Raw genomic sequence first — 24,487 nt, 5'->3', positions numbered from 1 at the left:
GCGTGGCGCCCCCTGCCCGCGGAGCCGTCCGGGAGGACGTGTGTGAACAGGAAGTTTGAGCAGGGTGCACGATCACAGAACGTATGCAACCCATTGCCGGTGCTTGCGTCAAGTGACGGAGGCAGTGGCGATCATGCCACTGCCTCCGCACAGGTGACGCGAGGTGCCGGAGCGTCGGAACGTGCCCGTCAGACGGTGCTCCTGCCGGCCCCGGCCGCCGGGGCGCCGCCCACCTCTCCGGCGTTGATGTCGTCCACGTCCTCGGCCCCGAGGACCGCGCCCGTGCTGCGCTTGCTGCGCCGCAGCCGGCCCTCGAGCCAGCTCGCGAAGCTGGTCAGCAGGAAGTTGACGATGATGTAGATGATGCCCACGCCGATGAAGCTGGGGATGACGTTGGCGTAGTTGGCGGCGAAGGTGCTGCGGGCGTTGAGCAGTTCGGTGTAGCCGATCATCACGCCGCCCAGCGCGGTGTCCTTCACGATGACCACGAGCTGGCTGACGATGGCCGGCAGCATCGCCGTGACGGCCTGCGGGAGCAGGATGCTGGTCATCGTCTGGCCCTTGCGCAGGCCGATCGCGTACGCGGCCTCCGTCTGGCCCCGGGGCAGGGCGAGGATGCCGGCCCGGACGATCTCGGCGAGGACCGAGGCGTTGTACAGGACCAGGCCGGTGACCACCGCGTACAGGGGCCGCTCCGCGCTGCTCACGCTGCCGGAGCGGGCGTAGACCTCGTTGGCGAACAGCATCAGCAGCAGGACCGGGATCGAGCGGAAGAACTCGACCACGACACCGGCCGGCACCCGGACCCACCGGTGGTCGGACAGACGGGCGATGCCGAAGAACGCGCCCACCGGAAGCGCGATGACCATGGCCAGCGCGGCGGCCTTGAGGGTGTTGCCGAGACCTGGCAGCAGATACGTCGTCCACGCCTCGGAGCTGGTGAACGGCTCCCACAGGGCCCACTTCAGCTGGCCCTTGTCGTCCATCGCCTGCCAGATCCACCACCCGAGCAGGGCGAGCAGGACGACGAAGACGATCGAGAAGACGACATTGCGCTGCCTGGCCCGGGGGCCGGGGGTGTCGTAGAGGACGGAGGTCATCGCTTCACCGCCAGTCGCTTGCCGAGCCAGCCCAGGATGAGGCCGGTGGGCAGGGTCAGAACCACGAAACCGAAGGCGAAGACCGCGCCGATGGCCAGCGTCTGGGCCTCGTTCTCGATCATCCCCTTCATCAGGTAGGCCGCCTCGGCCACGCCGATCGCGGCCGCCACCGTGGTGTTCTTGGTCAGTGCGATCAGCACGTTGGCCAGCGGGCCGATGACCGAGCGGAACGCCTGCGGCAGCACGACCAGCCGCAGGGTCTGGCTGAAGCTCAGCCCGATCGCGCGGGCCGCCTCGGCCTGCCCGAGCGGCACCGTGTTGATGCCGGAGCGCAGCGCTTCGCAGACGAAGGCGGCGTGGTAGGCGACGAGGCCCAGCACCGCGAGGCGGAAGCCCTGGGCCTTGAAGTCGTCCGGGGCGCCCAGCGTCACGCCGAAGATGTCGGCGAGGCCGAGCGAGGTGAAGACGATGATGACCGTCAGCGGGATGTTCCGCACGACGTTGACGTAGACGGTGCCGAAACCGCGCATCAGCGGGACCGGACCGACCCGCATGGCGGCCAGCAGGGTGCCCCAGACCAGGGAGCCGAGGCCGGACAGGGCGGTGAGTTTCACCGTCATCCAGAACGCCCCGAGGACGTCGTAACCTTCAAGAAAGTCGAACACGATCTCCCGCGCTTCCGGGTGTGTGGTGAACGAGGAGGGCCTGGCGCGCCGCCGCCGTGATCGCGGCGGGCGGCGGCGCTGGAGGAACCCTGTGGAGCCGGGCCGCTGCTTACTTGACGATCTGACCGATCTTCGGGGCCGGCTCGTTCTTGTAGCCGGCCGGGCCGAAGTTCGCGTCGACGGCCTTCTGCCAGGAACCGTCGCTGACCATCTTCTCCAGGGCGGCGTTGATCTTGTCGACGGTCGCGGTGTCGCCCTTCTTCACGCCGACGCCGTAGTTCTCGTTGCTGAGCTTGAGGCCGGCGAGCTTGAACTGGCCCTTGTACTTGTCCTGCGCGGCGAAGCCCGCGAGGATCGAGTCGTCGGTGGTCACGGCGTCGACGGCGCCGCTCTGCAGGCCCGCGATGCACTCCGAGTAGCCGCTGTACTCCCGCAGCTGGGCCTTCGGGGCGATCGTGTCGTGCACGTTCTGCGCCGAGGTGGAACCGGCCACGGAACACAGCTTCTTGCCGTTGAGGTCCGTGCCCTTGCTGATCGTCGAGTCCTTCTTCACCAGCAGGTCCTGGTGGGCCAGCAGGTAGGGGCCGGCGAAGTCGACCTTCTGCTTGCGCTCGTCGTTGATCGAGTAGGTCGCCGCGATGAACTTCACGTCGCCGCGCTGCAGCGCGTTCTCACGGTCGGCGCTCTTGGTCTCCACCCACTCGATCTGGCCGGGCGTGTAGCCGAGCTGCTTGGCCACGTACGTCGCCACGTCCACGTCGAAGCCGGAGAAGGAGCCGTCCGGCTCCTTGAGACCCAGACCGGGCTGGTCGTACTTGATGCCGATCTTGATCTTCTTGCCGCCGCCGGACGAGCCGCTGTCCTTGTCGTTGTCCGAGCCGCAGGCGGTCGCGGCGACGGCGAGGGCGAGTACGGCGGCGGAGGCGGCGGTGACCTTGCGGAGCTTCATGGTGCACATCCTTCGGTGATGGAGAGGCGGGAGGCCGTCCGGTGGCGGAGAGACGGGGGCCGTCAGTGTCGTGAGGCGGCCGCCCGGTGGTGGAGAGACGGGAGGCCGTCAGTGTCGTGAGGCGGGGCCGCCCGGTGGTGGAGAGACGGGAGGCCGTCGGTGGTGTGAGGTGGGGGCGGGTGGCTCAGTGGTGAAGGATCTTCGACAGGAAGTCCTTGGCCCGGTCGCTGCGCGGATTGCTGAAGAACTGGTCCGGCGTGGCCTCTTCGACGATCCGGCCGTCCGCCATGAAGACCACGCGGTTCGCGGCGGATCGCGCGAACCCCATCTCGTGCGTCACGACGATCATGGTCATGCCGTCGCGGGCGAGCTGCTGCATGACCTCCAGCACCTCGTTGATCATCTCCGGGTCGAGCGCCGACGTCGGCTCGTCGAAGAGCATCACCTTCGGGTCCATCGCCAGGGCCCGTGCGATGGCCACCCGCTGCTGCTGGCCGCCGGAGAGCTGCGCGGGGTACTTGTCGGCCTGCGTGCCCACGCCCACCCGGTCGAGCAGGGCGCGGGCCTTTGCCTCGGCCTGCTTCTTGTCAGCCTTGCGGACCTTGATCTGGCCCAGCATCACGTTCTCGAGCACCGTCTTGTGCGCGAAGAGGTTGAAGGACTGGAAGACCATGCCGACGTCGGCCCGCAGCCGGGCCAGTCCCTTGCCCTCCTGGGGCAGCGGTCTGCCGTCGATGGTGATCGTGCCCGAGTCGACGGTCTCCAGGCGGTTGATGGTGCGGCACAGCGTGGACTTGCCGGACCCGGAGGGCCCGATGACGACCACGACCTCACCGCGGGTGATCGTCAGATCGATGTCCTGGAGCACGTGCAACGCGCCGAAGTGCTTGTTGACGCTTCTCAGGACGACCAGATCGCCGGTTGGGGCCAAGTCTCGCTTGTCCACCGCTACTTCGGTCATCGCTATCGGGCTCCGTCCTCCTCGGTTTCGGAGGACAGTAGTGACCCGCCCCGACCAGCGTCATTACATCTGAGGGGAATCTGAGCATCACGACTCGATAGCAATCGGACACGTGTCGTAGCGGTTGTCCGGGGGTGCGTATCGTCCGCGTAACTAAAGCGGCGGGCAACCGGAACCCACTTGACGGCGTAGTCGTCAATCAGCGATGACTGCACTTGGTGCACGCGCGCGTGCACATTGGATGTACCGATCCTGATCGTACGGCCGATGAACCGAAGAGGGACCGGATGAGACTGCTCCTCGTCGAGGACGACAACCACGTCGCCGCCGCGCTGTCGGCGGTGCTGGCGCGCCACGGCTTCGAGGTCACCCACGCGCGCAGTGGCGAGGAGGCGCTCCAGGCCCTCGTCCCGGAGGGCACCTGCTTCGGGGTCGTGCTGCTCGACCTGGGCCTGCCCGACCAGGACGGCTACGAGGTCTGCGGCAAGATCCGCAAGCGCACCAGCACCCCGGTGATCATGGTCACCGCCCGTTCCGACGTGCGCTCCCGCATCCACGGCCTCAACCTGGGCGCCGACGACTACGTGGTGAAGCCGTACGACACCGGGGAGCTGCTCGCCCGGATCCACGCCGTCAGCCGGCGCACCGTCGCGGAGGACGCCGGCTCGGGCGGTGAGGGCGCGCTGCGGCTCGGCTCCGTCCTCATCGAGCTGCCCACCCGCCAGGTCACCGTGGACGGCACGGTGGTCCAGCTCACCCGCAAGGAGTTCGACCTGCTCGCCCTGCTCGCCCAGCGCCCCGGGATCGTCTTCCGCCGCGAGCAGATCATCAGCGAGGTCTGGCGCACCAGCTGGGAGGGGACCGGCCGCACCCTGGAGGTGCACGTCGCCTCGCTGCGCGCCAAGCTGGGCATGCCGGCACTGATCGAGACCGTACGCGGCGTCGGCTACCGGCTCGTCGCTCCGGCCGCTTAGCGGGCGCGGGTGCGTACACGTCTCCTTCCGCTGCTCATCGTCCTGATGGCGGCCGTGCTGCTCGCGCTCGGCGTCCCGCTCGCCGTGAGCGTCGCCGCGGCGCAGCAGCAGAACGTGGTCGTCGACCGGATCGACGACACGGCCCGCTTCGCCGCCCTCGCCCAGTTCGTCACCGACGCCTGCGGATCGAGCCGCACATCCAGCGACGAGCGCCTGAAGACGCTGATCAGCGAGCTCGCCAGCTACCACGACGTCTACGACATCAAGGCCGGCGTCTTCTGCCGGACCGGCACCCCCATGGCCAACGCCCCGGCGACCTGGCTCGTGCCCGAGACCGGCGAGGTCCGCGAGGCGTTCGCCGAGGCGCTGCTCAGCCGCCGCAGCCACGACCCGAAGCAGGTCTGGCCCTGGCAGCACGGAACCCTCGTCGTCGCCTCACCCGTCATCCGGGACGGCGACGTCGTCGCGGTGGTCGTCACCGACTCGCCCACCGGGCAGATGCGCGCCCGGATCCTGCACGGCTGGCTGGTCGTCGGCGTGGGCGAGATCGGCGCGATGCTGCTGGCGGTCGGCGCCGCGCTGCGGCTGACCGGCTGGGTGCTCAAACCCGTCGGCGTCCTGGACGCCACCACCCACGACATCGCCACCGGACGGCTGAAGTCCCGTGTCGCGGCCGCCGGCGGGCCCCCGGAACTCAGGCGCCTGGCCCAGTCGTTCAACGAGATGGCGGACCACGTCGAGGACGTGCTCGAACAGCAGCGCGCCTTCGTCGCCGACGCCTCCCACCAACTGCGCAACCCGCTGTCCGCGCTGCTGCTGCGCATCGAGCTGCTCGCCCTCGAACTGCCCGAGGAAAACGAGGAGATCGCCTCCGTCCGCACCGAGGGCAAGCGCCTCGCCCAGGTCCTCGACGACCTGCTCGACCTGGCCCTGGCCGAGCACACCGAGGCCGACCTGCGGGTCACCGACGTCGGCGCGCTGACCGCCGAGCGCGTCGCCGCCTGGACGCCCACGGCCGAGGCCAAGGGCGTGCGGCTGGTGGGCGACTGCCCGCCCACCACCGCCTGGGCCGATCCGGTCACCCTCTCCAGCGCGCTGGACGCGGTGATCGACAACGCGGTCAAGTTCACCCCCGAGGACGGGACCGTCGAGGTCACGGTCGCCATCGACGGCGACACCTCGACCGTCGTGGTCGCCGACCACGGCCCGGGGCTGACCGACGAGGAACTGACCCGGGTCGGCGACCGCTTCTGGCGCAGCGGCCGGCACCAGAACATCAAGGGCTCCGGCCTCGGCCTGTCGATCTCCCGCGCCCTGCTGACCGCGGGCGGCGGCTCCGTCTCGTACGCCCACAACGAGCCGCACGGGCTGCGGGTGACGGTGTCGGTGCCGAGGAGCGGACCTACGGTTTGACGGAACGGTAGTAGCGCCGGGCGCCCTCGTGCAGGGGGAGCGGATCGGTGTAGATCGCCGTGCGCAGGTCGACGAGCTGGGCGGAGTGGACGTCCCGGCCGATGCGGTCCCGGCTCTTGATCACGGTGCGGGTCACCCACTCGGTGAGCCGGGGATCCATGTCCGTGCGGGTCACCAGCAGGTTCGAGACGGCCAGCGTCGGCACGGCGACACCGTTCTGGATGCTCGGGTAGGCCGACTCCGGCATGTTCGTGGCGCGGTAGTAGCGGGTGGCGCCGCCCTGCTGGTGCAGCTTGGCGACGAGGCTCGCCCGGATCGGCACGAAGCGGAACGCGAAGGTCTCGGCGAGATCCTTCAGGCCGTCCGTCGGCAGCCCGCCCGACCAGAAGAAGGCGTCGATGCGGTGCTTCTTCAGCCCGCTCGGTCCGGTGTCGATGCCGTCGGACAGCGGGGTGATGTCCTTGGCCGCGTCGATCCCGGCCGCCCCGAGCACCCGCGTGGCGATCAGCCGCACCCCCGAGCGGGGCGGCCCTATCGCCACCCGCTTGCCGCGCAGGTCCCCGACCGAATCGATGCCCGAGTCGCGCGCCACCACCAGCTGCACGTAGTCGTCGTACAGGCGGGCGACACCGCGCAGCCGGCCGGCTCCGGCCTTGTGGCCGAGCTCGTAGGTGTCCACCGCGTCGGCCGCGGCGATGGTGAAGTCGGCCCTCCCGATCGCCACCCGCTTGACGTTCTCCTGCGATCCGGGGCTGGTTCGCAGGTTCACCCGCAGGCCCGGCATGTCCTTGTCGAACTCGTTGCGCAGCATCTCGCCGTACTTGTGGTAGACGCCCAGCTGCGTGCCCGTGCTGAAGGTGATCGTGCCGCTCGGGGGATCCTCGCCCAGCGGCAGCAGCCACCACAGCAGCAGCCCGAGGGCGACGATGCCGGCGGCCGCGCCCCGCAGGGCCCGGCGCCTGCCGATCCGGGCGGACGTCTTGGACATGCGCGCGATCCTGCCAGCCGGCATGCCGTCCCGGCCAGCACCGGGGTCGTGACCGGGGCCACAACCGTGGCCACAGCTGGGGTCGCAACCGGGTTCCGGGGGACTGTCGGTGCCGGTCGGTAGAGTCGCCGCATGAGCTCATCGCCAGCCGACCTGGTCCGCGCGTTCCACCTGGCCGTCGGGCTCGACGCCCGCACCACCCCCGCCGAGGTCGAGCCGGAACTGGCCGCCCACCGCGGCGAACTGCTGGCCGAGGAGGCCGCGGAGGTCGCCGAGGTCGCGGTCACCGGCCCCCTCGACAAGCTCGCGCACGAACTGGCCGACGTCGTCTACGTCGCGTACGGCACGGCCCTGGTCCACGGCGTAGACCTCGACGCCGTGATCGCCGAGATCCACCGCTCCAACATGACCAAGCTCGGGCCCGACGGCCGCGTCGCCCGCCGCGCCGACGGCAAGGTGCTCAAGGGCGAGCACTACGAGGCGCCGGACGTGGCGGGCGTGCTGCGGCGCCAGGGGTGGGAGCCGCGCCGGGCGTGACCGCGCCCCGTCGCCCGCGGTCTGCCGCCCGCCGTCTGCGGGCGAAAGGCGGCCCGGGCCGCTCCGGGGACCCCCTACCCTTGTGGCATGAGCAGCATCGACCGGAGCCAGGCAGTGGGCGCGAAGACCTACGAAGTGCGCACCTATGGGTGCCAGATGAACGTCCACGACTCCGAGCGATTGTCCGGGCTGCTGGAGGAGGCGGGCTACGTCCGCGCTCCGGAGGGCTCCGACGGCGACGCGGACGTCGTCGTGTTCAACACCTGCGCCGTGCGGGAGAACGCCGACAACCGCCTCTACGGCAACCTCGGCCGTCTCGCGCCCAAGAAGGCGAGCCGTCCGGGCATGCAGATCGCGGTCGGCGGCTGCCTCGCGCAGAAGGACCGCGACACCATCGTGAAGAAGGCGCCCTGGGTGGACGTCGTCTTCGGCACGCACAACATCGGCAAGCTGCCCGTCCTGCTCGAGCGCGCCCGCGTCCAGGAGGAGGCGCAGGTCGAGATCGCCGAGTCGCTGGAGGCGTTCCCGTCGACGCTGCCGACGCGCCGCGAGAGCGCGTACGCGGCCTGGGTGTCGATCTCCGTCGGCTGCAACAACACCTGCACCTTCTGCATCGTCCCGGCGCTGCGCGGCAAGGAGAAGGACCGCCGCCCCGGCGACATCCTCGCCGAGGTCGAGGCCCTGGTCGCCGAGGGCGTCTCCGAGATCACGCTGCTCGGCCAGAACGTCAACGCCTACGGCTCCGACATCGGCGACCGTGAGGCCTTCAGCAAGCTGCTGCGTGCCTGCGGGACGATCGAGGGACTGGAGCGGGTCCGCTTCACCTCCCCGCACCCGCGCGACTTCACCGACGACGTCATCGCCGCCATGGCCGAGACGCCGAACGTGATGCCGCAGCTGCACATGCCCCTGCAGTCCGGCTCGGACGCGGTCCTGAAGGCGATGCGGCGCTCCTACCGACAGGAGCGCTACCTGGGGATCATCGAGAAGGTCCGCGCGGCCATCCCGCACGCGGCGATCACCACCGACATCATCGTGGGCTTCCCCGGCGAGACCGAGGAGGACTTCGAGCAGACCCTGCACGTCGTCCGGGAGGCGCGCTTCGCGCAGGCGTTCACCTTCCAGTACTCCAAGCGGCCCGGCACCCCGGCCGCGACCATGGAGAACCAGATCCCCAAGGAGGTCGTCCAGGCGCGCTACGAGCGTCTCGTCGCCCTCCAGGAGGACATCTCCTGGGCGGAGAACAAGAAGCAGGTCGGCCGCACCCTGGAGCTGATGGTCGCCGAGGGCGAGGGCCGCAAGGACGGCGCCACCCACCGCCTCTCCGGCCGCGCCCCCGACAACCGGCTGGTCCACTTCACCAAGCCGGAGCAGGAGGTCCGCCCCGGCGACGTGGTCACCGTCGAGATCACCTACGCCGCCCCGCACCACCTGCTCGCCGAGGGCGCCGTCCTCGGCGTGCGCCGCACGCGCGCGGGCGACGCCTGGGAGAAGCGCAACGCCGCCGAGGCCGCCAAACCGGCCGGTGTGATGCTCGGCCTGCCGAAGATCGGCGTGCCCGAGCCGCTGCCGGTCGCCACGGGCAGCGGCTGCGGCAGCGACTGAGCGGCGCGGCTGGGCAGCTGACCTGCGGGCGGGGCGACCGACCGGACGGCCGAGCGGCCGAGCGGCCCGTCTGCGTCCCGCCAGCCCGCCCCGCCGGGCCGGGGTGGTGCCGGGGACCGGGCGCGTGCCGACCGCGTAATCTGCCGATCATGCTTGTCGCCGCTGCCGTCTGCCCCTGCCCGCCGCTCCTCGTGCCCGAGGTCGCCGCGGGCGCAGCCCCGGAACTGGACGCCGCGCGTGCCGCGTGCACGGACGCCCTCGGTGTCCTCGCCGCCGCCCGGCCCGACCGGCTCGTGGTCGTGGGGCCCGCCGCGGAGAGTGAGCACGGGGCGTATCCGGAGGGCGCCCGCGGCTCGTTCCACGGCTTCGGGGTCGAGCTGGTGGTGCGGCTGGGCAGGGCCGGGGACGCAGATGGCGGCCCCGGGGCCCGTCGGCTCCCGCCATCCCTCGCCGTCGCCGCGTGGCTGCTGGAGCGGACCGGCTGGTCGGACGCCCCGATCGAAGGGCTCGGCGTGCGGGAGACCCTCGCGACCGAGCGGTGTGTCGCGGCCGGGAAGGAGATCGCGGCCCGAGCCGGGCGGGTGGCGCTGCTGGTGATGGGCGACGGCAGCGCGTGCCGCACCCTCAAGGCGCCGGGCTATCTGGACGAGCGCGCGGCGCCCTTCGACGCGCAGGTCGCGCGGGCGCTGGCGGCGGCGGACGTGGCGGCCCTCGAAGCGCTGGACGCCGGGGCGGCACGGGAGTTGATGGTGTCGGGCCGGGCGCCCTGGCAGGTTCTCGCGGGCGCCGCGGAGGGCGCGGGGCTCTCGGGTGCGCTGCTGTTCGAGGACGCGCCGTACGGGGTGGGGTACCTGGTCGCGGCCTGGTCGTAGGACGGCCGTAGGGCCGCGGCCGTGATCCGGACACGGCGGACGGCCGGGAGCGCTCGGGCCCCGCGGCCGTCCGCCGGTGTGCCGTGCCGTCAGGCCGGCGGCGGAGAGGAGGGCGGCGGTGTCTCCGTGCCGCCTGTCTTCGTGCCGCCCTTGTGCGCGAGCCGGTCCACGGCGCCCTTGGCCTTGTCGGTCCCCGTGTGGATCCGGTCGCTGTACTTGCCCTTGGTCTTCTCGTCGACGGCCCGCGCCGCCTTGTCGATACCGTGCGAGATCTTGCCCCCGTGCTGCTGGGCGAGGCCGGAGACCTTGTCCTTGGCCGGGGCGAGACGGGACTTCAGATTGTTCAGGAGACCCATGGTCCACCTTCCGTGGCGCTCTTGCGGGCGGTTACCTGCGGGCGCCCTCGCCGGCCTCACTGTCGGCCGCCGGCGCGACGGACTGCTGCTTGGGGATCCCGATGCCCGCGCCCCCCGCCCCGTCGCCGGACTCCGTCGCGGTCTCGGAATCAGCCGCGGCCTCGGTCTCGGTCCCGGTCTCAGTCCCGGTTCCGGTCTCGGTCTCGGTCTCGGTCCGAGCCTGCGGTCCGGCCCCGGCCCTGGCCCCGGCCTCGGCTTCGGTCGGTCCCTTCGCCTCTGCCGCCTCTGCCGTCGGCGCTGCCTCTGTCGCCGGGGGCTCTGCCGTCGGCGCGCCGGCCGGTGCCTCGGCGGCCGGCGCCTGCTCCGTGGTGGTCGACCTCCGGAAAAGTCGTGCGAAAACGCCCATATCAGCTCCATACGTTACTCGTGCGGGCGACATCCCGCGTCGTCCGGTGCGTCCGTTCGCGGCGCCCGGGCCGCCCGCCCGGGAAGCCCGGCGGCGGGGAATCTCGCAACGGGCAACGACCCCGCGCCCGTACCGTCACGCAACTCGTTCGAGGAGTGCCCCGTGTGTTTGCGAGACTGGTGCGGTGAGCACCGCACCCTCCGCCCCCCGAGTCATCGCCGTCGTCGGACCGACCGCGGCAGGCAAGTCGGATCTGGGCGTCTTCCTCGCCCGGCAACTCGGCGGCGAGGTCGTCAACGCCGACTCCATGCAGCTCTACCGGGGCATGGACATCGGCACCGCCAAACTGACGCCCGAGGAACGCGGCGGCGTCCCGCACCACCTCCTGGACGTCTGGGAGGTGACGGTCACCGCGTCCGTGGCGGAGTACCAGCGGCTGGCCCGCGCGAGGATCGACGAGCTGCTCGCCGAGGGCCGCTGGCCGATCCTGGTGGGCGGCTCCGGGCTGTACGTCCGCGGGGCCGTGGACAACCTCGAGTTCCCCGGCACCGACCCCGAGGTCAGGGCCCGGCTGGAGGAGGAGCTCACCCTGCGAGGCTCGGGCGCGCTGCACGCCCGCCTGGCCGCCGCCGACCCCGAGGCGGCCCAGGCGATCCTGCCCAGCAACGGCCGTCGCATCGTGCGCGCCCTCGAAGTGATCGAGATCACCGGACGGCCCTTCACCGCCAACCTCCCCGGTCACGACTCGGTCTACGACACCGTCCAGATCGGCGTCGACGTGACGCGCCCCGAACTCGACGAGCGCATCGCGCGCCGGGTCGACCGGATGTGGGAAGCGGGGCTCGTGGAGGAGGTGCGCACGCTGGAGGCGCAGGGCCTGCGCGAGGGGCGCACGGCCTCCCGCGCCCTCGGCTACCAGCAGGTGCTCGCGGCGCTCGCGGGGGAGTGCACGCTGGAGGAGGCGCGGGCCGAAACCGTACGTGCCACCAAACGCTTCGCGCGCCGTCAGGATTCGTGGTTCAGGCGCGACCCGCGGGTGCACTGGTTGAGTGGGGCCGCGGCGGACCTCATGGAACTTCCCGACCTTGCACTGGCGTTGGTCGAACGACCGGTTACAGCCTGATCACGTCATGGCATCGGGACGCTCCGGCCGTCATCCCGGCCTCCGGTGCCGTGCCATCATCGAGCTTCGATCGACCAAGTGGAGTCCAAGTTGGGAGGGCGCGTGGCGATGGAGGCCGGCCCTCGCGACACTGCACAGGACACCGGGCCCCTCACCGCCGACAGCGGTGAAGCGGAGCGCGACGCGGAGGGGCTGGGCCCCGACGGGCTCGACGAGATCCAGGACGGCGTGACCGACGACGGCCCCGAGCCCGAGGAGATGTTCACGGGCGGACCCGAGGTCGAGGTCGAGCTGCGGCCGCAGCGGCGGCTGCGCATCTGGCAGCTCGCGCCCATCGTCGCGCTGGCCGCCGTCGGCTCCCTGATGTTCGCCTTCCCGCTCGCCTTCGACTTCGGCGACAGCGGGGCCGTCATCGCGATGCTGGGGCTGCTGATCTGCTCCTGCGCGGCCGGCTGGGGCATGACGGCGGCCCGGCGGGTGGGGCACACCTGGCCCGGGCTGCCGCAGCGCGGGTCCGGCCGCCGCCCGGACTGGCGGGTCGTGCTCGCCTACGTCGTGGTCGTCGCCGCGGTGGTCGTGCTCGCCGTGTGGCGCGTGGCACGGCTGCGCTGACGCGCGCCACGGGGCCAGGGGTCACGGGTCCCCGGGAAACCCCGCGACCGGTCTCGGCGTACCTGCCCTCACTGCCCGCCACCTGCCCGTACCGGCCCCCACCGGCCCCCACCGGCCCGTACCGGCCCCCACCGCCCGTACCGGCCCCCACCGGCCCGTACCGGCCCCCACCGGCCCCGCAAGCCCGTCCGTCCTTCCGGCGGAGCGCTCCCGTACGATCGAGGAATGAGCACGCGGATCGCCTTCCTCAAGGGTCACGGCACGCAGAACGACTTCGTCATCGTCCCGGACCCCGAGAACGCCGTCGCCCTGCCCCGGGCCACCGTCGCCGCCCTGTGCGACCGCCGCGCGGGCATCGGCGGCGACGGGCTGCTGCACGTGGTGCGGTCCGCGGCGCACCCCGAGGCGCGGCACATGGCGGCCGAGGCGGAGTGGTTCATGGACTACCGCAACGGCGACGGCTCGATCGCGGAGATGTGCGGCAACGGCGTACGCGTGTTCGCGCGCTACCTGCAGCGCGCCGGACACGTCGGCGAGGGCGACCTCGCGGTCGCCACGCGCGGCGGGGTGAAGACCGTGCACATCGCCAAGGACGGCGACGTCACCGTCGGCATGGGCCGGGCGCTGCTGCCCGAAGGGGCCGTCACGGTCAGCGTGGGCGAGCGCAGTTGGCCCGCGCGGAACGTGAACATGGGCAACCCGCACGCGGTGGCCTTCGTCGACGACCTCGCGCACGCCGGCGACCTGCTCACCCCGCCGCCGTTCAGCCCGGCCGCGGCCTACCCGGAGGGCGTGAACGTCGAGTTCGTCGTCGACCGCGGCCCCCGGCACGTCGCGCTGCGCGTGCACGAGCGCGGCGCGGGCGAGACCCGCTCCTGCGGCACGGGCGCGTGCGCGGTCGCCGTGGCCGCCGCCCGCCGTGACGGCGCCGACCCGGCGGTCACCGGCAGCCCCGTGACGTACACCGTCGACGTGCCCGGAGGCACCCTGGTGATCACCGAGCGGCCCGACGGCGAGATCGAGATGACCGGCCCCGCGGTGATCGTGGCCGAAGGCGAGATCGACGCGGAGTGGCTGGAAACCGCCGCTCGTTGAAACCGGTCGTACTTTTGCGGCCTCGAACCCGTAAACCTCAAAACGGTCGCTCGAAGGGGTGATCCGTTTCACGCTCGACGAGAGCTGGTCAGGCGCACGTGGTGGGCTCGGTAGCATCAAGCACCGGCCCGGACGGGGGACCGATGCCGCCCCCTGAGCCGTGTCCGCCCTGGGGCACCCCGTCCGCCGGTCCACGCAGCCGGAGGTGCCCATGAGTGCGGAGGCCACGAACCCCGCGACCCCGAGTCCGGTGACAGGCCCGGGGGCGCGCTGGCGGGCGCGGATCGACCTGCGCCGCCTCGGCCGGGCCGCGCTGCTCGGCCCCGCCGCCCGCGACCGGCTGCCCGACGCCATCAGCCACCTCGTCGACGCCCACCGCGCCCACCACCCCGACGCCGACCTCGAACCGCTGCGCCGCGCCTATGTGTTGGCCGAGTCCTCGCACCGCGGCCAGATGCGCAAGAGCGGCGAGCCGTACATCACGCACCCCCTCGCGGTGACCTTGATCCTCGCCGAACTCGGCGCGGAGACAACGACGCTGACGGCCTCTCTGCTGCACGACACCGTCGAGGACACGGAGGTGACGCTGGATCAGGTCGGCGAGCAGTTCGGCGAGGAGGTCCGTTACCTCGTCGACGGCGTCACCAAGCTGGAGAAGGTCGACTACGGTGCCGCCGCGGAACCCGAGACCTTCCGCAAGATGCTCGTCGCCACCGGCAACGACGTCCGCGTGATGTCGATCAAACTCGCCGACCGCCTGCACAACATGCGCACCCTCGGCGTGATGCGCCCCGAGAAACAGGCCCGCATCGCCAAGGTGACCCGCGACGTCCTCATCCCGCTCGCCGAACGGCTCGGCGTCCAGGCCCTCAAGACCGAGCTGGAGGACCTGGTCTTCGCGATCCTCCACCCCGAGGAGTACGAACACACCCGGGAGTTGATCGTCGACAACGCCTCGCGGCCCGACGACCCGCTCGCCGAGATCGCCGACGAGGTGCGCGGCGTCCTGCGCGACGCCGACATCCCGGCCGAAGTCCTCATCCGGCCACGGCACTTCGTCTCCGTGCACCGGGTCGCCCGCAAGCGCGGCGAACTGCGCGGCACCGACTTCGGCCGCCTGCTGGTGCTGGTGAACGAGGACGCGGACTGCTACGGCGTCCTCGGCGAACTGCACACCTGCATGACGCCCGTCGTCTCGGAGTTCAAGGACTTCATCGCCGTCCCCAAGTTCAACCTGTACCAGTCGCTGCACACCGCCGTCGCGCGAGCCGACGGCCAGGTCGCCGAAGTCCTCATCCGCACCAACCTGATGCACAAGGTCGCCGAGGCCGGCGTCGTCGCGCTCGGCAACCCCTACGCTCCCCCCGCCGAGGAGCAGTCCTCCACCGAGTCCTCCGCCTCCGCGGATTCCGCCACGAGCTACGGCGAGCGCGTCGACCCCACCCGCCCCGGCTGGCTCTCCCGCCTCCTGGACTGGCAGGAGGCCGCGCCCGACACCGACATCTTCTGGTCCACCCTCCGCGAGGACCTCGCCCAGGACCGCGAGATCACCGTCTTCCGCCCCGACGGCGGCACCCTCGGCCTGCCCGAGGGCGCGACCTGCGTGGACGCCGCGTACGCGCAGTACGGCGAGGACGCGCACGCGTGCATCGGCGCCCGCGTCAACGGCCGTCTCGCCACCCTGAGCACAGTCCTGCGGGACGGCGACACCGTTCAGCTCCTCATGGGCCAGGACCCGGCCTCCGAGCCCTCCCGGGAGTGGCTGGAGCACGCGCACACCCCCGCCGCGCGCATCGCCATCCAGCGGTGGCTGGCGACCCACCCGACCCACCCGACGCGCCCCGAGGAGGCGGTGGACGAGCGGCCGGCCGCCGCCCCCCGCCCCGCCGCCGAGCAGCCGGCCGCCCGCCCGGCCCACCCCGACGTCATCGTCGACCAGCCCGGCGCGACGGTACGCCTGGCCGGCTGCTGCACCCCCGTACCCCCCGACGAGGTCACCGGCTTCTCCGTGCGCGGCGGTGTGGTCACCGTCCACCGCGTCGAGTGCGCCGCGGTGGCACGCATGAAGGACGGGGGGCGCGCGGAGGTCGGCGTCCGCTGGGGCGACACCGCGGAGTGCCGGGTCACGCTGCTCGCCGAATCGTTCGTCCGGCCCCACCTGCTGGCCGACCTGACCGAGGCCATGGCCCTGGAAGGCGCCGAGATCGTCTCCGCGACCGTGGAGCCCCCGGCCCAGCAGCGGGTCCGCCACACCTACACCGTCCAGCTCCCCGACGCGGCCCTCCTGCCGGGCCTGATGCGGGCCATGCGCAACGTGCCGGGCGTGTACGACGTCAACCGGACACAGGCGCCGGGCGCCTGAACGACCCGTTCGGGTGGTCCGGTCGCGCGTCGTCGGCGCCACGCGCGCGTGCACTGGTAGCGGTGGTGCATGCCGCTCACCCACCGCCCCAGGCCCCGGGCGCGGGCCGCCGCGCTGCTCGCCCCGGCCCTCTGCGTCTGCCTCCTCGCGGCGAGCGCTCCCGCCACCCCCCTGGGCGTCGGCGACCGCCTCTTCCCGTACCTGGGCAACCCCGGGTACGACGTGGCGTCGTACGACCTCTCCTTCACCTACTCCGGCAGCAACAGGGAGCCGCTGCGGGCGGTCACCACGATCGACGCCTGGACGACCGCGGACCTGGACCGGGTCAACCTCGACTTCGCGCACGGCACGGTCGAGTCGGTGCGGGTGGACGGCGAGCCGGCCACGTTCACGCAGGCCGGCGAGGACCTGGTGGTCACGCCCGAGGACCCGCTGCCCGAGGGCAGCCTGGCCCGCATCACCGTGCGGCGCACCAGCGACCCCGTCCCCGCCCGGGGCCAGGACGGCGGCTGGGTGCGCACCGCGGACGGACTCGCCATGGCCAACCAGGCCGACGCCGCCCACCTGGTGTTCCCGTGCAACGACCACCCCTCCGACAAGGCGCGGTTCACCATCAAGATCACCGCGCCCGACGGCTACACGGCCGTCGCGAACGGTCTGCCGGCCGGTGTCGACCGGGCCGGCGGGACGACCACCTGGACGTACCGCAGCCGGCACCCCATGGCCACCGAGCTGGCCCAGGTGTCCGTCGGCCGGTCCAGCGTGCGGCACCGCGAGGGCCCGCACGGCCTGCCCGTGCGCGATGTCGTGCCCACCCGGGACCGTGAGCGGCTCGAGCCGTGGCTGAGGCGGACGCCCGAGCAGATCGCCTGGATGGAGAGCAAGGTCGGCCCCTACCCCTTCGAGACGTACGGCCTGCTCGTCGCCGACGCCGGAACCGGCTTCGAACTCGAGACGCAGACGCTCTCCCTCTTCGAGAAGGGCCTGTTCACCGGGGCCGCCTACTCGCAGTGGTACGTCCAGTCGGTCATGGTGCACGAGCTGTCCCACCAGTGGTTCGGCGACAGCGTCACCCCGCGCACCTGGTCCGACGTGTGGCTCAACGAGGGACACGCCACCTGGTACGAGGCCCTGTACGCGCAGGAGAAGGCTGACAAGCCCATGGAGACGCGCATGAAGGCCGCCTACGCCGCCTCCGACCGATGGCGCGCCGCCGGCGGACCGCCGGCCCTGCCCAAGCCACCCAGCCCCGGCCGGAAGATCAGCATCTTCCGGCCCAACGTCTACGACGGAGCCGCGCTCGTCCTCTACGCCCTGCGCCAGGAGATCGGCCGCCCGGACTTCGAACGCCTGGAACGGGCCTGGGTGCGGTACCACCGGGACTCCACGGCGACGACCGAGGACTTCGAACGGCTGGCCGCGGAGATCTCCGGACGCGACCTGAGCGGCTTCTTCAAGGCCTGGCTGTACGGCGAGAAGACCCCGCCGATGCCCGGCCACCCGGACTGGAAGCCGGCCGCGCCCGCCACCTCGCCCACCCCCGCGTCCACCGCCGCATCCACCGCCGCGCCCGCCGAATAAGACGGTGACGGAACGGACCGCACCGTGCCACCATCGTCAGGCCGGCGTCGCGGGGGACACGGGAATCTCCCGGGGCACTCGCGCGTTGTGCAGAATGACCGCCGGCAACCACTGCCGACACGGCACCCACCGACGACGTAAGGATCCAATGACCTCCTCTTCATCCCCTTCCCAGGACACGCAGCGCCTCGCGCACAACTACCCCGAGGGTCTTCGGGCCGATGCCCTGATGGAAGAGGACGTCGCCTGGAGCCACGAGATCGACGGCGAGTGGGACGGCGACCAGTTCGACCGCTCCGAGCGCGCGGCCCTGCGCCGCGTCGCGGGACTGTCCACCGAGCTCGAGGACGTCACCGAGGTCGAGTACCGCCAGCTCCGCCTGGAGCGGGTCGTCCTCGTCGGCGTCTGGACCTCGGGGACCGTGCAGGACGCGGAGAACTCGCTGGCCGAGCTCGCCGCCCTCGCGGAGACCGCGGGCGCGCTGGTGCTCGACGGCGTGATCCAGCGCCGCGACAAGCCCGACGCGGCCACCTACATCGGCTCCGGCAAGGCCACCGAGCTGCGGGACATCGTCCTGGAGACCGGCGCGGACACCGTCATCTGCGACGGTGAGCTCAGCCCGGGCCAGCTCATCCACCTCGAGGACGTCGTCAAGGTCAAGGTCATCGACCGTACGGCCCTGATCCTGGACATCTTCGCCCAGCACGCCAAGTCCCGGGAGGGCAAGGCGCAGGTCGCGCTCGCGCAGATGCAGTACATGCTGCCGAGGCTGCGAGGCTGGGGCCAGTCGCTGTCCCGGCAGATGGGCGGCGGCAAGGGCGGCGGCCTCGCCACCCGTGGTCCCGGTGAGACCAAGATCGAGACGGACCGGCGGCGGATCCGCGAGAAGATGGCGAAGATGCGCCGGGAGATCGCGGAGATGAAGACCGGCCGCGAGATCAAGCGCAGGGAACGCAAGCGCAACAAGGTGCCGTCCGTCGCCATCGCGGGCTACACCAACGCGGGCAAGTCCTCGCTGCTCAACCGCCTCACCGGTGCGGGTGTCCTGGTCGAGAACGCCCTGTTCGCGACCCTGGACCCGACCGTCCGCCGGGCCCAGACCCCGAGCGGCCGGCTCTACACGCTCGCGGACACCGTCGGCTTCGTCCGGCACCTGCCGCACCACCTGGTCGAGGCGTTCCGCTCCACCATGGAGGAGGTCGGCGAGTCCGACCTGATCCTGCACGTGGTGGACGGTTCGCACCCGAACCCGGAGGAGCAGCTCGCCGCCGTGCGTGAGGTGATCAGGGACGTCGGCGCCACCGGCGTACCCGAGATCGTCGTCATCAACAAGGCCGACGCGGCCGACCCGCTGACCCTCCAGCGGCTGCTGCGGATCGAGACGCGGTCCATCGCCGTCTCCGCCCGCACCGGCCAGGGAATCCCCGAGCTGCTCGCCCTGATCGACAGCGAGCTGCCCAGGCCGTCCGTCGAGATCGAGGCGCTCGTGCCGTACACCCACGGCAAGCTGGTCGCCCGCGCCCACTCCGAGGGCGAGGTGATCTCCGAGGAGCACACCCCGGAGGGCACCCTGCTCAAGGTGCGGGTGCACGAGGAACTGGCCGCCGACCTCGCGCCGTACGTCCCGGCACCGGCCGCGTAGTCACCCGTTCAGCCGCCTGCGCAGTCACCCGGGACAGCCCGAAGGCCCGCTCCTCGACGAGGAGCGGGCCTTCGGCGTGGTTCACTGCTTGGCGAACTTGCCGCTCACCTCGTCGTACACGCCCTTGGCCACGTCACCCAGCCGCGGACCGGCCAGCCAGCCCGACGTCACCGGGCCGATCGAGGTGTTGGAGACCAGCGCCGGCTTGCCGTCCGACCCCGTCTCGACCCAGCCGCCGCCGGACGAACCGCCGGTCATCGTGCAGCCGATGCGGTACATCGTCGGGTCGGAGGTGTTCATCGACAGCCGGCCCGGCTTGTCCGTGCACTGGTACAGCTTCTGCCCGTCGTAGGGGGCCGCGGCCGGGTAGCCGGTCGCGGTGATGGCGGAGACCTCCGGCACGGCCGGGGCGTCGAAGTTCACCGGAAGCGCCGCACCGACCGTCTCCTCCAGGGACTTGCCGTTGCCGCCCTTCTCCGGGGTCACATGGATGACCGCGAAGTCGTACGAGGCGCCGTCGCCGCCCGTCTCCCCGCCCTGCTTGATCCACTGGTCCGAGGTCTGCGCCCAGTCGCCCCACCACACACCGTACGGAGCGACCTCCTCCCGGGTGGCGTTCTGCAACTGGTCGGCCGTCCGGCCCGCGTCGTTGTACGACGGCACGAACGCGATGTTGCGGTACCAGCCGCCCTTCTTGCCCGCGTGCACGCAGTGGCCCGCCGTCCACACCAGGTTGGACTTGCCCGGGTGCGCGGGGTCCTCCACCACGGTCGCCGAGCAGACCATCGTGCCCTCGGGCGCGTCGAAGAACACCTTGCCCGCCGTCGCGGCGTTCGCGTGGTACGTGGGCGCCACGGCCTTGGCCTGCACCGGCGCGGGCTCCGGGTCGGTCACCCCCTGGTCGCCGGAGATGTCGTTCTCGTCGACGCTCTTGTCCGGGTCCTCGGCGTCACGCATCCGGTCCGGGTCCCACAGACCCTTGATGATCGGGTTGATGAACTCGTCGGCCTCACGCAGCCAGTCGTCCTTGTCCCAGTTCTTCCAGGCGCCGTTCTTCCACTTGTCGAGGTCGAACCCGTGCTCCTTGAGCTTCTGCTTGATGTCGTCGGGTATCTGGATCTTGCCGTCGCTGCCGCCGGCCGGGGTGGCGGAGACCTGACTGCCGGCCTCGGCGTCACCGGAGGAGCAACCGGTGGCGGTGAGCGCCAGAGCCGAGGCGAGGGCGACGGCGGCGAGAACGGGGGAGGTCCTGCGGCGCACGCTCCTCTCACTGCGAGCGGTGAACGGCGGCCTGGTGGATCGCATGGTCTGAACTCCCCCTGAGCTGATGAAAGTACCGGTGTTGCGGCCGTGACCGCACGCCTGCCCCGGTTCGTCGGAACGGCACCACACACTATGCGGTCGCTGTGGGCGAGTTCCGACGGAACGGCAACGGTTCGGCTACAAGGCGCCTGACCTGCCGCTCCGTGAGAGGGAGTCGGCTCGCGCCGATGCCAACGGCGACGGGCGCTGCCCTTGTTGCGGGCGCCGGGGCGGGCCGAGGAGCACAGAAGGATCTCGGAACCGACCGTAACCCGTCGGGCGGGGCGGGGTTGTAGCGGTTTGGGGGCTGCCGTGCGTGTGCGGTCCTCCGTGCCCGTGGCGGCGCGGCACGTCCGCCTGCGTCGTGCGACGCCGACTCGCCCCGCACCGCCGGGCGGACGGGGCGGACGGGGCGGATCGGGCGGAGCGGGAGAAACGGGAGGACAGGGAGAACGTGTCCGAGTCTGCGTACGAGACGATCCCGCGGCGTCGGCCCGCACGGGAGTCCGCGGCCCGCGCCTACGCGCGCGCCCTGCCGATCGTCCCCGTGCGGGCCCGCGGGCTGACCATCGAGGGCGCCGACGGACGCCGTTACCTCGACTGCCACTCCGGCGCCGGGACGCTCGTCCTGGGCCACAACCACCCCGTCGTCCTGGAGGCGATCCGCAGGTTCCTCGATTCGGGCGCGTCGCTGCACGTACCGGACCACGCGACGCCGGTCGAGGACGCGTTCGTCACCGAACTGCTCGGCACCCTGCCGCCCGGTCTGGCCGGCCACGCGCGCGTGCGCTTCTGCGGGCCGGGGGAAGGGGACGCGGTGCGGACCGCCCTCCGGCTGGTGCGGGCCGCGACCGGGCGCACGGAGATCCTGGCGCTCACCGGGGCCCGGGCCTGCCACGGCGCGACGGCATGGGCGGAGTCCGGGCTCGACGCCCTCCGCTCCGGGACGCCGCGGCCCGCCGGGGTGCTCCTCGAACCGGTGCGGTACGAGGGCGGGGTGCCGCCCGCGCCCGACGCGTGGACGCGGCGCGTCCGGCAGCTCACGGTGGCCCGGTCCGTACCGCTGATCGCCGACGAGTCCCACACGGGCGTGGGACGGACCGGCGCCTTCTGGGCGGTGGAACACAGCGGCGTCACCCCGGACGTGATGGTCCTCTCCGGGGCCGTCGGCGGCAGCCTCCCCCTGGCGGCCGTGGTCCACCGCGACGACCTCGGCGCAGCCGGCTCCGGCACCCCGTCGGGCGCGTTCCGCGGCAACCAGCTCGCCATGGCGGCGGGCGCGGCGACCCTCTCCTACGTCCGCGCGAACGGCCTCGCCCGGAGGGCGGCCGTCCTCGGCGCCCGGATGCTCGACCGGCTGCGGGACCTGGCGGCGGAGTTCCCGTGCGTGGGCGACGTGCGGGGGAGGGGGCTCATGATCGGCGTGGAGCTTGTCGACGCGGAGGGGGAGCGGGAGGGGGAGCGGGAGGAGGAGGGGGACCGGGCGGGTTCCGCGGGCCGTGCGGAACCCGTCGTCGCCGCGTCCCGCCCGCCCGCTCCTGGACTCGCCCTCGCCGGTGTCCGCCGACCCGCTCCCGGACTGGCCCTCGCCGTCCGGCGTGAGTGTCTGCGCCGGGGCCTCGTCGTGGAGATCGGCGGCCGCCACGCCGGTGAGGTGCGGCTGCTGCCGCCGCTGACCATCAGCGACGAGCAGGCCGCCGCGGTCCTCGACCGGCTGGCCGACGCGGTGGCGGCGGCGGCCCGCGACCGCACCGGCCGTCACGGGCCGCCGTACCCGCCGGGGTTCTTGTCTCGTCCCGCCTCCTGAGAGGAGCGCCGCCGTGCCGCCCACCGCCCCCGGATCCGCCTTGATCGCCCGATTGTCAGTGCCGGGCCGTAGGGTGGTCGCGCTATGACGAAGCCCTCACTCCCCGAACTCCTGCATGCCGCCGTCGCCGCCGTCGGCGGCACGGAGCGCCCCGGCCAGGTGACCATGGCCGAATCCGTCGCGGAGGCGATCGACGACGGCTCCCACCTGCTGGTCCAGGCCGGCACCGGCACCGGCAAGTCGCTGGGCTACCTGGTGCCCGCGCTCGCGCACGGAGACCGCGTCGTCGTGGCGACGGCCACCCTCGCCCTGCAGCGCCAGCTCGTCGAGCGGGATCTGCCGCGCACGGTCGACGCGCTGCACCCCTTGCTGCGCCGCCGCCCGGAGTTCGCGATGCTCAAGGGCCGGTCGAACTACCTGTGCCTGCACCGCCTCCACGAGGGCGTCCCGCAGGACGAGGAGGAGGGCCTGTTCGACCAGTTCGAGGCGGCCGCGCCGACCAGCAAGCTGGGCCAGGACCTGCTGCGGCTGCGTGACTGGGCGGACGAGACCGAGTCGGGTGACCGCGACGACCTCACGCCCGGGGTCTCCGACCGTGCCTGGTCCCAGGTGTCGGTCTCGTCCCGCGAGTGCCTGGGCGCGTCCAAGTGCGCGTACGGCGCCGAATGCTTCGCCGAGATGGCCCGCGAGCGCGCCAAGCTAGCCGAGGTCGTCGTCACCAACCACGCGTTGCTCGCCATCGACGCCATCGAAGGGGCACCGGTCCTGCCGCAGCACGAGGTGCTGATCGTCGACGAGGCGCACGAGCTGGTCTCGCGGGTCACCGGCGTCGCCACCGGCGAGCTCACCCCGGGCCAGGTCAACCGCGCGGTGCGCCGCGCGGCGAAGCTGGTCAATGAGAAGGCCGCCGACCAGCTCCAGACCGCCGCCGAGGGCTTCGAGCGGCTGATGGAGCTGGCCCTGCCGGGGCGCCTGGAGGAGATCCCGGAGGACCTCGGCTACGCCCTCATGGCGCTACGCGACGCCTGCCGCACGGTGATCTCCGCGATCGGCGCGACCCGCGACAAGTCCGTCCAGGACGAGGACGCGGTCCGCAAGCAGGCCCTGGCCTCCGTGGAGTCGGTGCACGACGTGGCGGAGAGAGTGGTGAACGGCTCCGAGTGGGACGTCGTCTGGTACGAGCGTCATGACCGTTTCGGCGCCTCCCTGCGGGTGGCCCCCATGTCCGTGTCGGGCCTGCTGCGGGAGAAGCTCTTCGCGGACCGCTCCGTGATCCTGGCCTCCGCGACGCTGAAGCTGGGCGGGGACTTCAACGGCGTCGGCGCGTCCCTGGGCCTCGCCCCGGAGGGCACCGAGGGCGACGACGTGCCGCAGTGGAAGGGCATCGACGTCGGTTCCCCCTTCGACTACCGCAAGCAGGGCATCCTCTACGTCGCCAAGCACCTGGCCCGACCCGCCCGCGACGGCGACCGCGCCGACATGCTCGACGAGCTGACGGAGCTGATCCAGGCGGCGGGCGGCCGCACGCTGGGCCTGTTCTCCTCGATGCGGGGGGCGCAGCTCGCCGCCGAGGAGCTGCGCTCCCGTATCCCCGAGTTCCCGATCCTGCTCCAGGGCGAGGAGACCCTCGGGGAGCTGATCAAGAACTTCGCGGCCGACCCGCGGACCTGCCTCTTCGGCACCCTGTCGCTCTGGCAGGGCGTCGACGTGCCCGGCCCCAGCTGCCAGCTGGTGGTGATGGACAAGATCCCGTTCCCACGGCCGGACGACCCGCTGATGAGCGCCCGCCAGAAGGCGGTGGAGGACGCCGGCGGTAACGGTTTCATGGCGGTCGCCGCCACCCACGCCGCGCTCCTGATGGCCCAGGGCGCGGGCCGTCTCGTACGGGCGTCGGGGGATCGCGGTGTGGTCGCGGTGCTGGACCAGCGGCTGGCCACCGCTCGGTACGGGAGTTACCTGAAGGCGTCCCTGCCCGACTTCTGGTACACCACGGACCGCAACCAGGTGCGCAGGTCGCTGGCGGCGATCGACGCGGCGGCGAAGCAGGCCGAGGCGCAGGCGGCGGAGTAGGCCGAGGCGGAGTGGGAGCGGGGCCCCTGGGCCCCGCAGGACGGCTCCGAGGGCGGCCGGGACAGGG

At 72.2% G+C, this 24,487-nt stretch carries 20 protein-coding genes; 13 read left to right on the top strand and 7 right to left on the bottom strand.

Features of this window, described 5'->3' with window-relative positions; translation table 11 throughout:
* Positions 1-188: 188 nt before the first annotated feature.
* The 4 genes from ACH4ZX_RS04960 to ACH4ZX_RS04945 all read right to left on the bottom strand — a co-directional run bounded on the left by ACH4ZX_RS04960 (position 189) and on the right by ACH4ZX_RS04945 (position 3,675).
* Positions 189-1,100 (bottom strand): amino acid ABC transporter permease, encoded by a 912-nt coding sequence (locus ACH4ZX_RS04960; protein ID WP_398267591.1) that lies wholly within the window; start codon positions 1,098-1,100, stop codon positions 189-191.
* The gene (locus tag ACH4ZX_RS04955) at positions 1,097-1,765 is read right to left on the bottom strand and encodes an amino acid ABC transporter permease (RefSeq protein ID WP_398267588.1); all 669 of its coding nucleotides are present in this window, start codon (positions 1,763-1,765) and stop codon (positions 1,097-1,099) included. The genes ACH4ZX_RS04960 and ACH4ZX_RS04955 overlap by 4 nt, the downstream gene beginning before the upstream one ends.
* Positions 1,766-1,874: 109 nt before the next feature.
* Positions 1,875-2,714 (bottom strand): glutamate ABC transporter substrate-binding protein, encoded by an 840-nt coding sequence (locus ACH4ZX_RS04950; RefSeq protein WP_398267585.1) that lies wholly within the window; start codon positions 2,712-2,714, stop codon positions 1,875-1,877.
* A gap of 184 nt (positions 2,715-2,898) precedes the next feature.
* On the bottom strand, positions 2,899-3,675 hold the full coding sequence (locus tag ACH4ZX_RS04945; protein WP_398267582.1) for an amino acid ABC transporter ATP-binding protein: 777 nt from the start codon (positions 3,673-3,675) through the stop codon (positions 2,899-2,901).
* Between the two features lie 287 nt (positions 3,676-3,962).
* Here ACH4ZX_RS04945 and ACH4ZX_RS04940 point away from each other — a divergent pair, with 287 nt between their 5' ends.
* The gene (locus ACH4ZX_RS04940; protein WP_398267579.1) at positions 3,963-4,649 is read left to right on the top strand and encodes a response regulator transcription factor; all 687 of its coding nucleotides are present in this window, start codon (positions 3,963-3,965) and stop codon (positions 4,647-4,649) included.
* A gap of 9 nt (positions 4,650-4,658) precedes the next feature.
* Entirely contained in the window at positions 4,659-6,062 is a 1,404-nt protein-coding gene (locus tag ACH4ZX_RS04935) for a sensor histidine kinase (RefSeq protein WP_398267576.1), read from the top strand.
* On the opposite strand, the gene ACH4ZX_RS04930 is transcribed toward ACH4ZX_RS04935, so the two are convergent.
* Positions 6,052-7,050: a TAXI family TRAP transporter solute-binding subunit gene (locus ACH4ZX_RS04930; RefSeq protein WP_398267573.1), complete on the bottom strand. Its 999-nt coding sequence runs from the start codon at positions 7,048-7,050 to the stop codon at positions 6,052-6,054. The two genes, ACH4ZX_RS04935 and ACH4ZX_RS04930, sit on opposite strands and share 11 nt — an antisense overlap.
* A 132-nt stretch (positions 7,051-7,182) precedes the next feature.
* On the opposite strand from ACH4ZX_RS04930, the gene ACH4ZX_RS04925 reads away from it, so the two are divergent.
* The 3 genes from ACH4ZX_RS04925 to ACH4ZX_RS04915 all read left to right on the top strand — a co-directional run bounded on the left by ACH4ZX_RS04925 (position 7,183) and on the right by ACH4ZX_RS04915 (position 10,064).
* A complete protein-coding gene (locus ACH4ZX_RS04925; protein ID WP_398267567.1) occupies positions 7,183-7,587 on the top strand; it encodes a MazG nucleotide pyrophosphohydrolase domain-containing protein in 405 nt (134 codons plus the stop codon).
* An 87-nt stretch (positions 7,588-7,674) separates the two neighbouring features.
* Entirely contained in the window at positions 7,675-9,192 is a 1,518-nt protein-coding gene (miaB, locus tag ACH4ZX_RS04920; protein ID WP_398267564.1) for a tRNA (N6-isopentenyl adenosine(37)-C2)-methylthiotransferase MiaB, read from the top strand.
* Between the two features lie 149 nt (positions 9,193-9,341).
* The gene (locus ACH4ZX_RS04915; protein WP_398267561.1) at positions 9,342-10,064 is read left to right on the top strand and encodes a class III extradiol dioxygenase subunit B-like domain-containing protein; all 723 of its coding nucleotides are present in this window, start codon (positions 9,342-9,344) and stop codon (positions 10,062-10,064) included.
* A gap of 89 nt (positions 10,065-10,153) precedes the next feature.
* Here the strand turns inward: ACH4ZX_RS04915 and ACH4ZX_RS04910 are convergent, their stop codons facing one another.
* Entirely contained in the window at positions 10,154-10,420 is a 267-nt protein-coding gene (locus ACH4ZX_RS04910) for an antitoxin (protein WP_398267558.1), read from the bottom strand.
* Positions 10,421-11,010: 590 nt separating this feature from the next.
* Between ACH4ZX_RS04910 and miaA the strand changes: the two genes are divergently transcribed.
* From miaA to hflX, 6 genes are all read left to right on the top strand, one after another.
* Positions 11,011-11,949 (top strand): tRNA (adenosine(37)-N6)-dimethylallyltransferase MiaA, encoded by a 939-nt coding sequence (gene miaA, locus ACH4ZX_RS04905; protein WP_398267555.1) that lies wholly within the window; start codon positions 11,011-11,013, stop codon positions 11,947-11,949.
* A 108-nt stretch (positions 11,950-12,057) separates the two neighbouring features.
* Positions 12,058-12,561 (top strand): hypothetical protein, encoded by a 504-nt coding sequence (locus ACH4ZX_RS04900; RefSeq protein WP_398267659.1) that lies wholly within the window; start codon positions 12,058-12,060, stop codon positions 12,559-12,561.
* Between the two features lie 225 nt (positions 12,562-12,786).
* Positions 12,787-13,656, top strand: coding sequence for a diaminopimelate epimerase (gene dapF, locus ACH4ZX_RS04895; RefSeq protein ID WP_398267552.1), 870 nt, complete (start codon positions 12,787-12,789; stop codon positions 13,654-13,656).
* A gap of 211 nt (positions 13,657-13,867) precedes the next feature.
* A complete protein-coding gene (locus tag ACH4ZX_RS04890; RefSeq protein ID WP_398267549.1) occupies positions 13,868-16,018 on the top strand; it encodes a RelA/SpoT family protein in 2,151 nt (716 codons plus the stop codon).
* Positions 16,019-16,087: 69 nt separating this feature from the next.
* A complete protein-coding gene (locus ACH4ZX_RS04885) occupies positions 16,088-17,599 on the top strand; it encodes a M1 family metallopeptidase (protein ID WP_398267546.1) in 1,512 nt (503 codons plus the stop codon).
* Between the two features lie 148 nt (positions 17,600-17,747).
* Complete coding sequence (gene hflX, locus ACH4ZX_RS04880) at positions 17,748-19,241, top strand: GTPase HflX (protein WP_398267543.1); 1,494 nt, start codon at positions 17,748-17,750, stop codon at positions 19,239-19,241.
* An 81-nt stretch (positions 19,242-19,322) separates the two neighbouring features.
* Here hflX and ACH4ZX_RS04875 read toward each other — a convergent pair whose 3' ends face one another.
* The gene (locus ACH4ZX_RS04875) at positions 19,323-20,546 is read right to left on the bottom strand and encodes a trypsin-like serine peptidase (RefSeq protein WP_398267540.1); all 1,224 of its coding nucleotides are present in this window, start codon (positions 20,544-20,546) and stop codon (positions 19,323-19,325) included.
* A gap of 451 nt (positions 20,547-20,997) precedes the next feature.
* On the opposite strand from ACH4ZX_RS04875, the gene ACH4ZX_RS04870 reads away from it, so the two are divergent.
* Complete coding sequence (locus ACH4ZX_RS04870; RefSeq protein ID WP_398267537.1) at positions 20,998-22,350, top strand: aminotransferase class III-fold pyridoxal phosphate-dependent enzyme; 1,353 nt, start codon at positions 20,998-21,000, stop codon at positions 22,348-22,350.
* Between the two features lie 84 nt (positions 22,351-22,434).
* Positions 22,435-24,420 carry an ATP-dependent DNA helicase gene (locus ACH4ZX_RS04865; RefSeq protein WP_398267534.1) on the top strand — a complete coding sequence of 662 codons (1,986 nt, stop codon included), beginning with the start codon at positions 22,435-22,437 and terminating at the stop codon, positions 24,418-24,420.
* The last annotated feature ends 67 nt before the right edge of the window (positions 24,421-24,487 follow it).

It is taken from the genome of Streptomyces sp. NPDC020490, assembly GCF_044335305.1.
GTDB lineage: Bacteria > Actinomycetota > Actinomycetes > Streptomycetales > Streptomycetaceae > Streptomyces.
The sequence above is the reverse complement of the archived record's forward strand: the minus strand, read 5'-3'. Positions and strand labels throughout refer to the sequence as shown.